Here is a 15,610-nt window from a genome sequence, read left to right on the forward strand (position 1 = left end):
AATCTCATTCCCCTCTTTGTCCGTTCCGATGGGATCATGCAAGGACACATCTTTCCGTGTTTTCTTCAGCGAGCGGAGATGCATCAGAATCTCGTTCTCGATACAGCGAGCGGCGAACGTCGCGAGCTTGGTCCCTTTGTTCGGCGAGAACGATTCGATGGCTTTGATCAATCCGATCGTCCCGATCGAGATCAAATCCTCGAGATCTTCCCCTGTATTGTCGAATTTTTTGAGGTTGTGGACACGAAGCAACGTAAATTCAAAATAATACACAGTGCCTTTTCATAAAGAAGGTTAAACTAGTGGGATTTTGATACAATACAAGACATTTGTGATTCAATTTCTTAGTGTAGCTTGGCTCAGTTGGTAGGTTTAAAATATCTTTCACACTTCGATAGCGCTTTACGAGTCAAATATCATGAAATTCCTCATTTTTCAGGATAAGTAATGTACGAACCAAAGTCTCCATTCAATTAAAAACGAAAACCCGGACAATATTGTCCAGGTCCCTTAGAAATTAAATCTAATACTTTTCGGCGACTAACCTTGAAACAAGCCCTTATATTCCAATACTTACAATGTTAAGCCACCATCTACAAGCACAATGGAACCGGGCCATTAGATACAGAAAGTATTTTTTTGTTAGGAGACAATAAAGTTTTGAAGTGCAAGTAGCCAGCAAACTCAAGGGTTTAAAATAAATTTCTCAAAATACCCTTCTCTTTCAGTCGCATAAAAATGAGCATGAGATAATCGCCTTTCCTATTTTTTTGACATTATACCTTCTCATTTAAGCGATCTACATCCACCTTATTGAAAGGCTGAAGCATATTATCTTTTCTTTCAAGTACATCATTGTCAGAAGTTAATTAATAACCAAGATCATTACCAATACCCTGATGATACTAACAATAACCCGATCGTTATCTTTATTAGTATCATGCATGCAAACCGTTTCATCACATATTTGACGTATGTACAGCCTATATCGTTGCATTATTCTCTCCGAAACTTCGTCTGCCAGAGCGTTCTACCGATTAGCGTCATGAAATAACTTCCCACATCATGATAAAGGGGAGGTGTCCAAATCTAATCCTCTTTATTTCAAATCGTAGATTATGTATTACTTTTAGTTGTTTGGCTTTATTATCGCACTCTCGAATTCTTTATATAATGAGTACAACAAAGAGTTACGACAGGATAGTACAAATGAACCGTCACGGATTTTGGGGCGACGTACGTGTAAAAGCAAAACGCTGCTGCTAGTGCACAATCGTGGAAAACGGTGGCAATTTCCAGATTTCCATCCAGCAAATGCTCCCATTGTCTAAGCCAACATTTACTACGATCGGCTTGTTCATCGCCCTAGCTTACTGGAACGTTTGGTATAACGCGCTGTTGTTTATCAGTAGCGTAACTTGATGCCGCTTCAATACTATTTGTATAAAATGCTTGGCAATATGGACGACATGCGCAAAGCTATGATCAGCTGTTGAGCAGTCGTAACGATGAATATCCCGACCAAAAGCTTGAAGATGGCAATGACGATTGTCGCTATCGGTCCGATTCTGCTCGCGTACCCGTTCATTCAACGGTATTTCGTACTAGGATTAAAGATTGACGCTGTGAAAGGATGACCTCAGGGCAACCTGGTTATCATATAAAAATTATTTTAAGGGGGAATTATCCATCATTCAGAACAAAAAACAATCATACTATTATTCGCCTTAATGCTTGTGTTTACAACAGTAATAAGCGCATGCGGAAGCAACAACACTGCAAACAATATCTATAAGATGAGGTTAAAATATTTGTGAAAGCGCTTAGAGTAACTGAGAGAGAAAGGATCCAAGTTTTACGAAATTAATTATGGAGGCTGTAATATGAAAAAAAGAAACAGATTTTTTGCACTAATTCTAACATTTGCAATGATTCTATCCATGACATCATTCGGTATAACCACTAAGGCAGAAGCTTCATCTGCTCCTGACTCATTCGCCAAAGGCGCGGATATCGGTTGGCTGCCGCAAATGGAAGCTTCCGGTTACAAATTTTATAACGATAATGGTGAAGAGCAGGATCTTCTACAGATCTTAAAGGATCATGGAATTGATTCCATAAGAATAAGGGCATGGGTTAATCCCTCAGATGACCCTACCAATGGTCATAACAGTACGGAAGAAGTAGTTGCTTTAGCAACTCGCGCAAGCGCTTTCGGTTTTCGGATTATGATTGATTTACACTACAGTGATAGTTGGGCTGATCCGGGAAAACAGGTAACACCTGCAGCATGGGCCAATGATGATATAAATCAACTGAAAGCCCATGTATCGGAATACACTGCTGGAGTGATGAATGCTTTAAAAGAGGCAGGAGTAACACCGGAGTGGGTACAAATAGGAAATGAAATCAATTCTGGAATGATGTGGCCGTTAGGAAACTATAGCAATACTTCCAATCTCGTTCAACTCATTCAAGCCGGCTCGGCTGCAGCCAAATCGGTTTTTCCAGACATCAAGGTTATCATCCATAGATCAAGTGGGGCTGAGGCGGGCGTTGATCCGTATTATGCCGGTCTCGTAGCTGCCGGTCTCAAAGCTAGCGATTACGATATTATAGGCTTGTCCTATTATCCGGATTCAGTCTATACTTCCACAATTGATGCTTTAGGTGAGAATTTATACAAACTGGCAACGAAATATGGGAAGGAAGTTATGATTGTTGAAGTCGGCGGAGACTGTTCCTACGATGTCGATAGCGTCTACAACATGCTTGTAGCCGTTCAAAAAAAACTGAAAGCAGTTTCAAACAATCTGGGAACTGGTATCTTTTACTGGGAACCTGAAGGAGCGAAAAGCTGGAGCGGATATCCGTTATCTGCATGGAACGATAATGGCACACCGACATTCGCTATGGATGCATTCATTGATGGTGCTGCCGAAATCAACCGGAATCCCGTTGTATCTGTAGCTCTAGATAAGCACACGGCTATTATTGAAGTTGGTGGAACGGATAAGTTATCGGCAATCATCAATCCTGCGAATGCAACCTATAAAGGAGTTACATTTACAAGTTCTCATCCGGAAGTTGTAAAAGTAGATCCTTATAGTGGTATTATTTCTGGACTTTCAGTTGGAACTGCAACAATATCAGTAGTGACATATAACGGCGGCTATACAGACTCTTCTGAAGTTACCGTAGTCCCTAGTACAAGTTTGATTCAGAATCATGGTTTTGAGGACGGTTTGAATTCGTGGACCATTACAGGGGATACAAGTGCGGTTAGCACAGATATTGACGCACACTCCGGTTCATTGACATTACACTACTATAGTACGAATCCTGCGGAATTCAATGTTTCTCAAACCATCACGGGGCTGGAAAATGGAACATATACATTATCGGCTTGGGTCTCCGGTGGAGGCGGCGAAGAAGTTTCGGAAATTTCTGCCGGCAGTGCAACTCAGAGCTTTACCAATACTGGCTGGAGACAATGGAGTAAGCCAACACTAGATAATATTAAAGTTACGGATGGAACGCTAACCGTAGGTGCCCATTATAAACTTTCCGGTGGGCAGTGGGGAAACATTGACGATTTCCAACTGATCAAGAAAGATAATACTCAATTGGCAGATTTAAAAGTGAATGGTGTTATGGTTCCGGGCTTTAATCCAACCATTCAGGACTATGATTTGGTTCTGCCGTATGGTACGACTACCATGCCTTCAGTTTCGGCAACAACAGTAGGAGGCGGAGTGGCAGTGGTTACGCAAGCAACTGCTTTGCCTGGCAAAGCAACGGTTGTTGTAGCGGGAGAGGGCACAAGAACGTATACCATTCATTTCACTGTGGACCCGAACCCAGTAATGAACTCCGGCTTTGAAAAAATCAACGGAGATGGTACTCCCGAAGGTTGGACCATTCCTGATTCTTCGCCTTTAACAACGAATTCCGCCTATACAGGTACAAAGTCACTTGGATATTGGAAGGAAACTACTTATACATTTGAAGCATTTCAAACGATTACCGGCTTGCCGAATGGAACTTACACTTTGTCGGCTTGGTCGCAAGGCGCTGGCAAAGAAATGAAGAATCAGTTGTACGCAGTAAGCGGTAAAAAACAGATCACATTAACTTCCAGCTTTGCAAATGAGGGTTGGAATGTATGGAACAAAGCAACCATTGAAAATATTAAGGTCACTGACGGAACGCTGAAAATAGGGGTTTATCTGGATGCGGAGCCTGGTGACTGGGGTTCTTATGACGATTTTGTTCTGACGCCAAAGAATCCGAAGCCGCCGGGTAAAAAGTAGTGATCGATATCAAGATTGATACTGCAGCAGATGAATGTTTGTTACTATAGAAATTCCGAAAGCTGAAATTACAGAATTCTACGGAGAAACCTCAGGATTAGCATGCCTGTATTCCAATGACGACCTCGGAAAAATGGTATAGCGATGCCGTTGGCTATTTGGCGGCTGGATAAAGCCGACAGTCCCAAAACCCGCTTCACGGCAAAGAAATTTGCCATGGGAGCGGGCTTTTTTACGCCCCGTCAGACTCGCTCTCAACAGATGAGTAGATCGGAGGAATTTCACCCCAGTCTCTCACAGAATCGAACGTGAAGTTCTCCCTTCATTCGGCTGCTCTTGTTATCCAATCGCGGGTAATCCTATCTGCCAGTGGTAAAAGAGATTTGGGTTGCATTTTGCAAATAAGCGACAAATACGGAACACCTAGCAGTGCGGGAGTATCTATGAGAAAATAGGGTCATCTTCGGAAGGTACGGGAAATAGCCCCATTCTGTGGTGAATCGGGGCGGTTTGCCAAGGCAAAACTGGTTTATGTCGTGGAGGAATGCACGCGCATCTCGGTTGGCAACGTCGGGGACCAAGGCAGCATGCGTCCAGTGCCTGTTCATCCTTAATTACCTTTGATTACATGATCGTTTTATTTCCTGAGCCCTCGAGATTAAAATATCTAGCCTTTGACTTAATGAAGTCGCATTCGTAATGATTCAATTTCCCTATTTAGTATTTACTCGTGTACATTCACAACTCCGCTCTCTCCTATAACAATTTTTTTGAGAACTTTTCGTAGAGCATAAACGAGCCTAAATCCTTGAACCATCTGCGTAATATTCGCTGCATATGCCAAAGTAAAGCTGCCTGTTCATCTCTCTATATAATAATTGCTGAACCGATCCGGTCTTCCTCCGGATTGCCCCGCCCAGCCGCAGAGAAGAAGGACGGATCACTTTTGGTGCGATATCCGCATGTATCTTGTATTACCCTGACCAGAACTCCTTTACTGGAAGAGTTGAAACGGCCGGTGCAGGAAGCTACGCCGCCCGTGTCTACATAAGGCACAATGAGAATAAATGATGAGTTTATCAGGACAGATTTATGGCACTTCACTTTATGCTTTACGCTTCAGCACAGCGAAGCCGTTGACCGGCAGACTTATCGTATCTCCTGTGGATTCCTTGCTCTCCAGGTCGATATAGCCCCGTCCATCCAGTTTCACCTGCCGTGCTTCCCCGCTGAAGTTCATCACGAACACATAGTCTGATTCGCCATCAGTCCGCAGTTGGGCCGTAACACCTGCCGGCAGGTCCGTGTCCAGTACACGGGTCACTCCCGCTTCGCTTACGATCCTCTTGTAGAAGGCGGAGAGGAAATCATCCTTCAGCCGGGTGGCCATATAATACGCCCGTCCCTTGCCCAGCTTGTTAACCGTCAATGCGGGACGGCCCGCATAGAAGCTTTCCGTGTAGAACCCCAGTACCTCGGCGTTCTCCGTATGGATCAGCTCGCAGATTTCGTGTGCCTCAAAAGTTCCGTAAAGTCCAAGCGCGTTGTCAGGGGACATCGCCAGTCCGTTCCAGTCCTCATCATACAAGCCTTCGATCTCCTCGGCCCAGATGCCCAGCGTTTTGCGTAGCGGTCCTGGGAAGCCTCCCAGATGGCACAGGTCATGCTCGTCTACAACGCCCGACCAATAGGTAGCCACCAGGGTTCCGCCGTTTTCGACAAATTGCTCCAGCTTCATTCCGGTCTCTTCACGGCATAGGTACAGCATAGGCGCAACAATCACTTTATACCCCGAAAAATCGTCTTCACTGCCGATAACGTCCGTCAGCACTCCCTGCTCCCAGAAGGCCCGATAATGAGCCATAACTGTCTGTTCGTAATGGATACCCATATTACGGGGGCCCCGCGAATCCTTTACGGCCCAACGGTTATCCCAGTCGAATAAGATCGCCGTTTCCGCCGGACTCGATGTCCCTGTTACCTCTGAGATATCTGCCAACGATTGGCCCAGCTCCGCCACATCCCGGAAGACGCGGGTGTGCTCGTGTCCCGCATGGTCCACTACAGCGCCATGGAACTTCTCGCTGGAGCCCCGGCTCTTGCGCCACTGGAAATACTGCACCGAATCCGAACCGTGGGCGACTGCCTGCAGCGAGGACAGACGATGCATGCCGGGCTGCTTCAGCTTGCTGACAGGCTGCCAGTTCGTTAGGCTCGGGGTACTTTCCATGAGCAGGAACGGCTTCTTCAGGATCGAGCGGTACAAGTCGTGATAGAACGCCACGGAAGCGCCAAGCTTGATGTCGTCCTTCCCTTCATGCCAGGTTGGGTACGCATCCCAGGATATCACATCCAGCACATCGGCAAACTTGCGGTAATCCAGGCCATCGATCATATGCATATTCGTGGTGGCAGGCAAATCCGGATTTGCCCCCTTCACCGATTCAATCTCATGCCGGCAGAAATCGATAGTTTGATCCGTTACGAACCGCCGCCAATCCAGATTCTGTCCGTGAACTGCGTTCTCTCCGTGAGGTGCCGGGGATTCCACCTGAGACCAGTCCGTGTATGTGTGGGCCCAGAAGGTTGTCCACCAAGCCGCATTCAGCGCCCCCAAGGTCCCGTACTTCTTCTTTAGCCATCCCCGGAAAACCTCCTGACAGTAGCCGCAGTGGCAGTCGCCGCCGAATTCATTGGAGATATGCCAGCCGATGACGACAGGATGTTTGGCGTAACGCTCGGCCAGCTTGCCGTTTATGATGGCGGTCTTCTCCCGGTATACGGGTGAGGTGTAACAGTGGTTATGACGCATCCCGTGCAGGTTGCGGACACGGTTCGCCTCTATGCGCAGCACTTCGGGATACTTGGCAGACATCCAGGCGGGCCGGGCGCCGCTTGGCGTAGCAAGCCAGGCATATATCCCGTTCTGCGCAAAGCGGTCTAGCACCTGATCCATCCATTCAAATGTAAAGACGCCTTCCTGAGGTTCCAGCGAAGCCCATGAGAAAATGCCGATTGCCATCACGTTGCAACCGGCCAGCTTCATCAGCCGGATATCTTCCTCCAGCACCTTCGGATCATGTAGCCATTGATCGGGATTGTAGTCTGCGCCGTGCATCAAAACAGGCAGTTTGCTGCTTATCGGAAAGTGTTTCGTTGTCATGTATATCGCTCCTTTAATAATCGTCATATTCACTTATTTCACTTTGTTAAATGAAAAAGCTGTTCCCGGAAGTGGCATGCTCCACGGGAACAGCTATCTTTTATCTTGAGAAGACTTTATTTATTGGCAGCCAGGAATGCGTCGATTTGGCTTTGTATTTCGGCCTGGATCTCATCGAGGCCTGCAGCCTTCACCTGCTTGATCAAGTCCGCTTGACCTTTATCCAGATCGTTGATCAGACCGTATTCCAACGGAATCGCATAGCGCAGCATGACGTTGCCGACGTTGGCCGTCTGATTCTTCATCTTCGTGTCAGCGAATACATAGGTTTCCAGCGGGTAATGGTACACCTTCTTCAGCCAGATGGCATTCTGATCATCCGCTTCCTTCGGATAGGATGTATCAGTTCTGTTCAGCAAGGAGTTCCAGCCCCAGTTCGAGAAGCCTGTATAACTGGTGGCATTCGGGCCCGGCTTGAATTGCTTGTCGCCTACCGGCTCGTAATGCTTGCCTGTGATGCCGTACATGGTCAAGTCATGGATGGCCTTATCATTCTGAAGCAGGTCGATCAGCCTCAGTGAACGCTCCACGTTCTTGGAGCTTGCATGAATGGCCAGACCATTTTGAGTGGAGATTGCGCTTGTCTTGTATTTATCCGGCGTCAGGTCTGCGAACTTCATTTCATACTCCGGCTTGTCACGACGGGCTTCTGCAATGTTGAATGCAACCGTCCCCAGGTTATGGGCGTAAGAAGCAACCTTGCCCGCCTTCAGATCCTGCCATACGTCATTCTTATTGCTGACGATATTCTTGGACCAGCCACCGCTGTCAGCCAGATCCTTATAATACTTCAGCAACTCTTTAAATTCCGGAGTATCATATACATTGAACACTTTGCCCTTCGGATCGTCTACCTTGACAGCTAAAGGAATGTTAGGATCAATAATCTTCCAGTTGTTTTGCTGCTCGAGCAGGATACGATCAAGTTCGTGCCACTTATAGCCATCGGCCGGTTTGGCGCCGAAGCCGCTGATGCCCTTCTCGTTGGCAGCAATCGCCTTCACATAAGCAGCATATGTCTCAGGACTGTTGACCGGCTGAAGATTGTATTTCTTGCGTAGATCTTCACGGATCAATACAAGCTTATCCACGATTTCGTTATTGTTCTGAGGCACCATATACAGCTTGCCGCCGACCTTCGCTTGATCCCAGGACGATTTTGGCATCGCTTCCCATGTTTTCGGTGTGTACTTCTTCAGCATCTCCTCTGTCAGCTCCAGGAAGCCGCCCTTGACAGCCTGGTCGTTGTAGAAAGCCCAGTTAGCCGTATAAGCAATGTCGAACTCCTCGTTCGCTGCGAATTTCAATGGATATTTCTGAGTCCAGTCGGACCAATCGAGGAATTCCACCTGTACCTTGGCATTGATTTTCTCCTTCAGCTGCTTATTCAGCTCACCGAATACGGCATCAGAATCAACAGGCTTGCCACCGAGAAGCAGCATCTTGAGGGTCACTTCCTTCTCCGTGGAGACTTGCCCTGCCGGACTGCTTGAAGCGCTGTTATCTCCGGCCTTGTTACCGCCGCAGGCAGTGAGCAACCCCGTTGTTATGAGCATGGCTGAGAGTAGAACAATTGCGGATTTTCTTCTTTGTTTCATGACCGTGTCCCCCTAAATAAGAGTATTATATGATGATCAGTTTGCCTGATTGTCATCCCTTTACTGCGCCTATCGTCAAGCCTTGCACAAAATAACGTTGAATGAACGGATAAGCCAGCAGAATCGGGCCTGTCGCTACAATTGTCATCGCCATCTTCAGACTCTCGGTCGGCAGGTCAGAGCTGACCACCACTCCGGATTCCATCATAGCCTTGCGCATACCGTCCATGTTGCCCAGCAATCGGTAAAGATAGTACTGCAGTGGCATCAGGTCGGGTTTCGATATATAGAGAAGCGCGTTGTACCAATCGTTCCAGTAACCGAGGGCAATGAACAATCCGATGGTAGCCAGCGCCGGCTTGGATAACGGCAGGATCAGCTTTCGGAAGATCAGGAAGTCACCGGCGCCATCTATCTTGGCCGATTCGGTGATTGCTTCGGGAATGCTGCTCATGAATGATTTCATGACGATAATGTAGAACACATTCAACAATAGGGGCAGTATGAGCACTAACAGCGTATCCTTCAGATGAAGAAAATTGACCATCAAGAGATACCACGGTACAAGACCACCGTTGAACAAGGTTGTGAAGAAGAAATAGAACGAGAATTGATTACGCCACTTGAAATCCTTGCGGGCCAGTACATAGGCTGTCATTGCTGTCAGGAATAACCCGACAGCTGTGCCGATGGCTGTCACAGTAATCGTAACACCATACGCCTTGAGCATATTATCCGGATATTTGAACAGAATACTGTACGCTTCAATTGAGAAGCTGGTCGGAATGAGCTGGAAGCCTTCCTTAATGATTATGTTCTCCTCCGTCAGAGAGGAGGAGATTACCAGAATGAACGGAAATATACAGAACAAGGAGAAAATCGTCAATGACGTATAGCCGATGATCGAGAGCAGCAGCTTGTCGCTTCTGACTTTTCGATTTTTGCTCGACAGTGTCCCTGCTGGGTTCCTTTTGTTTACATTGGCAAGAGTTGAACTCATGACGTTACCTTCCTTTCCTTAGAATAGCGCACGGTCTTTATCGTATCTGCGCACCACATAGTTGGCAAACATGATCGTAGCAAAACCAAGCAGCGATTGGTAGAAGCCGGCAGCGGCGGACATGTTGATTTCATTCGATGTGGTGAGCGCGCGGAATACGAAGGTATCAATCACATCTGTAGCCGAGAACAGCAGGCCGTTATTGCCGACCATATTGTAGAACATACCGAAATCCCCACGGAAAATATTTCCTACAGCCAGAAGCATCAGGATGATGACTGTCGGCATCAGATTCGGCAACGTAATTTTGATAATACGCTGGAAGATGTTCGCGCCGTCGATCTCAGCCGCCTCATACATTTCGGTGTCGATACTGGTAATAGCCGCCAGATACATTATCGTGCCGTACCCAAGCGCCTTCCATGCCGAAACCACGACCAGAATCACTGGCCAATAGGCCGCCGTGTTGTAAACATCCACCGGCTTCATCCCCAGAGTCTTCAACAGAACATTGAACGTGCCGACATCGAAATTGAACAGATTGTACGCTATCGCGCCGACCACGACCCAGGAAATGAAGTAAGGCAGGAACATGATTGTCTGGGCGAATTTGCGGAACCACTTGCCGGCTACCTCGAACAGCAGGATCGCTGCGAATATCTGAAGCCCGTTGTTGACGATAATAAAAGCGATATTGTACAGCGCCGTATTGCGCGTTACACGCCAAGCATCTCCGGATTCAAAGAAGAACCGGAAGTTGTCCAACCCATTCCAGGGACTTCCGAAAACCCCGCCATTATAGTTAAATTGCTTGAATGCCAAGATGATTCCAGCCATAGGCACATAAGCGAACAGCAGGAAAAACAATATAGCGGGTGCCAGCATGATGAGAAGTGTCCTGTGCTTCTTCACATCTCCCCAAAATCCTTGTAGGTTCATCTTAACTCTCCTTCCCTTTCTCTATGGCTTTATTATAGGGGAAGGCATGTCTCAAAGGGATTCAGGCAAACAACAAAAACTAATACTTTTTCACCGATCGTTGTTGAATATGTATTACCTGCTTCAGCAGGGAAAAATAAATCAGACCCATGCGGATACATGGGCCTTTCACATATAATCATTCGCGTAATCGTTTTATGTTTGTCATACTGACTGCCGGTCGGGGTACAGGGCAATCCGGGCCGGAGGACCGGCGGTAATCACAGTTTTGAAGGCAACCGGCAAGCCACTGCACTTGCCGATTGCCTTCAGTTCGCCAGGCTCGAAGGATACTTGCTAGGTCAGATGCTCCGTACGCTCCACAAGCTGTTCTCCGAAATCCGGTCCGGATACCGCTGATGATCCTGCACATCCAGACCTTCCCGATGGCGTAGTTGTAGCCGACAATATCAACCACATCGCTAAAGCCATTTTCGTTCCACCCGTGATTCATAGTCGCAAGCGTCGGGCGGGTCGGGTCCATCCGTCTTACGGTGTCCGCAAGAGTTTTTTGAATCCGCGTCCTCGTAATCGTGCCTTCAATGACCTCTTCATTTTCCAAGCTCCAAATAATGACACAGGGGTGACGCTTCTCCTCAAGCCCTTCAGACTCTGCCCCGGTCTCCGAGGCGTTACCCGCACCCCCACAGCGGACTTTCACCACCTAGTTAATCGCCATGCGTGGCGCATCTGAAAGGGCCGGAGGTCAGTGTGACCTGCGGCCCTTTCAGGACTATATCTTATGCTTCTTCCGGTATTCTCCGGGCGTCATGCCCGTGCTTAGCTTGAACTGACGGTTAAAGTAAATGATATTCTTGTAGCCCATCCGCTCGGCGATCTCGTAGATCTTCATACCGGGGTCCTGCAGCAGCTCACATACTCGCTCCGTTTTTCGGGCATTCAAGTAATCGCTGAAGTGGGTTCCCGTCTCTTCCTTAAACAAATAACCCAAGTAGTTTGGGGTAAAATTATAATGGGCCGCTACTTCCTTCAGCGTGATTTTCTGCTCCAGATGGGCTTGGACATACTGCATGATCTCTTCGATCCTCTTGCGCTTCTGTCTCTGATGCTTGATATACAAGAGCTCGGACAGCTCAAAGAATCTGCGCCGCAGCCAGGACATAATCTCGTGAAGGGTCTCAAATTCAAACAGCATGTCCGGGTTAAGGCTCTCCCATTCCAGCAGCTCATACAAATTCTCATTCTGCTGTTGCAGATTCGCATGCAGGCTGGAGGCCAAGCGTACGATCAGCTCGTACACATTTTTTTTGCCCACCATACTCGTATCCTTCTGGAACAACTCCAGTAGGACATCGTCTATGGCAACAAGGTCGTATTCCATGATCGCCTGCAGCAGACGCTCGGTCGCCTCGTTAATTCGGGTCCCGGGGATACCTTCGGAGTACGAGCCGTCGGTATCCTCAATCAGCCGGTTTTTGCCGAGAAGCCATTTGGTGCTTAGCGCTTCCAATGCCTGCCTGTACGACTCATGTAAGCCGGCCTCGTCTTCCGCATAACATCCAAGACCCACCGTCACGGTGTAAGAAGAACGGCTGGTAACCGTGCGAATCAACTGCTCCAGCTCATCCGCAAAGTGTTGCCTGGTGGACGTCCCCAGAACAACGAAGCGGGTGTGCCGAAGCGGAATGATCGTACCAAGCTTCGCCTCAGCAGTTGCAGCACAGATTAACCCCGTAATCCGGCGTACTTCACTCCGGCGCGTCTCCTCATCCAGATCTCTAAGCTTCCGCTCCAGATCATCGATTTCAATAATGGCGACAGTCGAGCCCCCCGTCAGCAGCAGCGGGTCCAAGGCCCTGCGCAGATGACTACCTGCCTGTTCGGGTTCATCCTCATTGAACCAGCGGATCAAGAGCTCCTCCTGAACAAGTGACAGCGCCTCCGCGATAGAACGGTCCTGCTCCTTCTCCATCTCGATCTTGTCGCACAGGCAGCGCAGCATGTCGAACAGATCCTTGTCCTCCACCGGCTTCAACAAATATCCGGAGGCACTGACAGCAATGGCCTCCTTTGCATAGCCAAAGTCCTCGTGGCCGCTTATAAACACGATCTTGACATCAGGCCTCAACACCCTAGCTCGCTTGGCGAATTCCATACCGCTCATAATCGGCATGCGTATGTCGGATAAGATAATATGAACCGGTAGCTCCTCCAAGAGCTTCAATGCGGCAAACCCGCTTTTGGCAGTACCGGCTACTTCCAAATTCAGCTCGCTTGCAAGCACCCTTCGGCGAATCCATTCCAGATCAACCGCCTCATCGTCAACCAGCAAAACTTGAATAGCCATTATGTGTTTCCCTCCTTCTGATCATGCAGAGCTGCAGAAAGGATGGGTTCCTCCTCAATGCCCCCATCGGCAGGAATCAACAGTTTGACCGCTGTTCCCCCTCCATATATACTTCCGATGGTCACCCCGTACTCGTTTCCATATCGTAGCTTGATCCGCTCGTCCACATTCTTGATGCCGTAACCTCCGGTTGTACTCTCCTCTTCGAGGAGCCGGCTAACGGTCTCCTGACGCATGCCAATTCCATTGTCAATAATCTTCAATTCGATAAAATTATCCACACGTTGTCCAGTAATGACTATGGTGATGGATTCCCCGAACCAGGCATGCTTGAATATATTTTCCACGAAGGGCTGAAGGATCAGTTTGATAACCTTCACAGCTTTGATCTCAGGCTCTACCTGAAGGTGTACCTGGAAGGCGTCGGCATATTTGACCCGCTGAATATCCAGATAGGTACTGACCTGCTCCAATTCCTTCTCGAGGGTGATGGAAACTTGGCCTTGATTCAGCGTCAACCGGTAAAAACGTGACAACCCCTGAACCATCTGCGTGACCTTGCCAATCTCCCCCAGGTTCGCCAGGCTGTTGATGGTAGATAGCGTATTGTACAGGAAGTGAGGATTGATCTGCGCCTGCAGAGCCTCTAGCTCCGCCTGCTTCTTTTGGACACCCTCCACATAGACGCTGCGGATCAGTATATTGATATTCTCAGCCATTATATTAAAAGCGTCTGCAATTTGCACAAATTCGTCGTTTCCCGAGAATCGCAGCCGTTTGTCCAGATTTCCTTCCTGAAAGGTGTGTAGCAACCTAACAATCTTCGACATCTTTCGCCCGGACAGACGTGCAACAAGCAGGCCGATTAAAGCCATTACGACAAAACTGATCGAGCACACGAGCAGAATGATCCGCTGCAGTCTGACCGCATTCTTCGTCAGATACTCGTCCGGCACCAGAATTTCCATCTCGAAGGTCGTGCCCGGAATCCGCTCAGACAGACTCAAGTAAGACTTCACATCCGCCTTCTGTACGACCGGTCCACGGCGGAACAGGATCCCGCTTGTTTTCGTATCCACCAGACTGACCGTTATTCCTTCTTCAACGGGAAATGTGGCAAAATCGCCAAACAACTCCTCCAGGGAAGCCGTGATCCGAACATACCCGATATCCGTCTTATAATCGCTGTAGGAAACCAGCCTGCGGAAGTGGGAGATGTTGCCCAGACGTTGATCCGTATCAATCTGCAGCCAAATGTTATCCAGCCCTGAACGGCGTGATGTCTGGAACCAGCTTGCCTCCGATATTTCACTATACGGTAAGATATAATAGTCACTGTTTTTAATCGGTGTTTCCGGATTGTCGCCGGCTATGATGTTCAGGTAGCTGTTAGGCGTGTATAGCATCAGACGGATGTGGTTGCCGAAGAGCTTAAGCGGTGCTGTAATTTCGGGTATGATCTCATCGATCATCGTCAAATATATATCAAGCGGTTCGCCCCTTTGCTGAAGCGCCCGCTGGAACGGCAGGCTGCTGAACAGCGTGTCCGACATCCGTTCAATTTCGTCCATTTGATAGCGGATATTGTTCCGGGCCTGCTCCATTCCTGTGCGAATTGTCGTTTCAGCCATTTCCGTCCGGGATTCGGTCAGCATCGTATAGGAAATATAACCGATCAGAACGTCGGTCAAAAGAACCAGCAGCAAATAGGGAAACATCATTTTGTAGGTAAACGGCATGAACCGCTGCCTGATGAAAGAGAACATGGCTTCGCATCCTCTGTTTAAGAATTATTATGGATATCATATCATACCTTGGCGGGACAAATTGCAACGTAAAGAGTTCGCTCACGTTTTAAAAATCAAAACTACGGAGTCATTCGTTTTGCTAATTACCTGTCTTCTTACTGTATTTACAGATCTGACAAGCGCTGTTGAAGTTGGATTAGTCTTGTCACTTATCATTTTTGTGAAACATATGAGCAGCCTTATAATTACTGCAAAGGTCTTGCCCGACCGTTCCGATAAAAATGAAAAAGTATCCGCGCGTATTAAATAAATATAAAACGGAGCTCGCAAACTGAACTGCACCCCAATTGTTAGACACAGTCTAACAATTGGAGGTGCAGTTTTTTTGGCTAAATACTCAACCGAGGAGAAACTAGAAGCAGTCCTGGCTTATCTAGAAGGT

The 15,610-nt window shown here is 47.8% G+C and carries 10 protein-coding genes and 2 pseudogenes; 3 read left to right on the forward strand and 9 right to left on the reverse strand.

Translation table 11 applies throughout. The features are described from left to right. The coding region (locus tag AC58U0_RS36700; RefSeq protein WP_497383586.1) for a sigma factor at positions 1–273 on the reverse strand (273 nt) is incomplete at its 3' end. A gap of 1,235 nt (positions 274–1,508) precedes the next feature. Here AC58U0_RS36700 and AC58U0_RS36705 point away from each other — a divergent pair. Next, complete coding sequence (locus AC58U0_RS36705; protein ID WP_497383587.1) at positions 1,509–1,637, forward strand: hypothetical protein; 129 nt, start codon at positions 1,509–1,511, stop codon at positions 1,635–1,637. A 246-nt stretch (positions 1,638–1,883) separates the two neighbouring features. Further along, the gene (locus tag AC58U0_RS36710) at positions 1,884–4,313 is read left to right on the forward strand and encodes a glycosyl hydrolase 53 family protein (RefSeq protein WP_497383588.1); all 2,430 of its coding nucleotides are present in this window, start codon (positions 1,884–1,886) and stop codon (positions 4,311–4,313) included. A gap of 1,105 nt (positions 4,314–5,418) precedes the next feature. Here AC58U0_RS36710 and AC58U0_RS36715 read toward each other — a convergent pair. The 8 genes and pseudogenes from AC58U0_RS36715 to AC58U0_RS36750 all read right to left on the reverse strand — a co-directional run bounded on the left by AC58U0_RS36715 (position 5,419) and on the right by AC58U0_RS36750 (position 15,186). Continuing rightward, positions 5,419–7,476: a beta-galactosidase gene (locus AC58U0_RS36715; RefSeq protein ID WP_497383589.1), complete on the reverse strand. Its 2,058-nt coding sequence runs from the start codon at positions 7,474–7,476 to the stop codon at positions 5,419–5,421. A 116-nt stretch (positions 7,477–7,592) separates the two neighbouring features. After that, positions 7,593–9,134: a DUF3502 domain-containing protein gene (locus AC58U0_RS36720; protein WP_497383590.1), complete on the reverse strand. Its 1,542-nt coding sequence runs from the start codon at positions 9,132–9,134 to the stop codon at positions 7,593–7,595. A 52-nt stretch (positions 9,135–9,186) separates the two neighbouring features. Next, entirely contained in the window at positions 9,187–10,134 is a 948-nt protein-coding gene (locus AC58U0_RS36725) for a carbohydrate ABC transporter permease (RefSeq protein ID WP_497383591.1), read from the reverse strand. Between the two features lie 18 nt (positions 10,135–10,152). Then, positions 10,153–11,073, reverse strand: coding sequence for an ABC transporter permease (locus AC58U0_RS36730; RefSeq protein ID WP_497383592.1), 921 nt, complete (start codon positions 11,071–11,073; stop codon positions 10,153–10,155). A gap of 336 nt (positions 11,074–11,409) precedes the next feature. Further along, positions 11,410–11,544 carry a hypothetical protein gene (locus AC58U0_RS36735; RefSeq protein ID WP_497383595.1) on the reverse strand — a complete coding sequence of 45 codons (135 nt, stop codon included), beginning with the start codon at positions 11,542–11,544 and terminating at the stop codon, positions 11,410–11,412. A gap of 85 nt (positions 11,545–11,629) precedes the next feature. Then, positions 11,630–11,776: pseudogene (locus AC58U0_RS36740) on the reverse strand (hypothetical protein); the annotation flags it as partial. Between the two features lie 69 nt (positions 11,777–11,845). Then, complete coding sequence (locus AC58U0_RS36745) at positions 11,846–13,420, reverse strand: response regulator (protein ID WP_497383593.1); 1,575 nt, start codon at positions 13,418–13,420, stop codon at positions 11,846–11,848. Further along, positions 13,420–15,186, reverse strand: coding sequence for a sensor histidine kinase (locus AC58U0_RS36750; protein WP_497383594.1), 1,767 nt, complete (start codon positions 15,184–15,186; stop codon positions 13,420–13,422). The genes AC58U0_RS36745 and AC58U0_RS36750 overlap by 1 nt, the downstream gene beginning before the upstream one ends. Positions 15,187–15,253: 67 nt before the next feature. Between AC58U0_RS36750 and AC58U0_RS36755 the strand changes: the two are divergent. Beyond that, a pseudogene (locus AC58U0_RS36755) lies at positions 15,254–15,460 on the forward strand (sodium-independent anion transporter); the annotation flags it as partial. Positions 15,461–15,610 lie beyond the last annotated feature (150 nt).

It is taken from the genome of Paenibacillus sp. J31P190 (assembly GCF_059692075.1).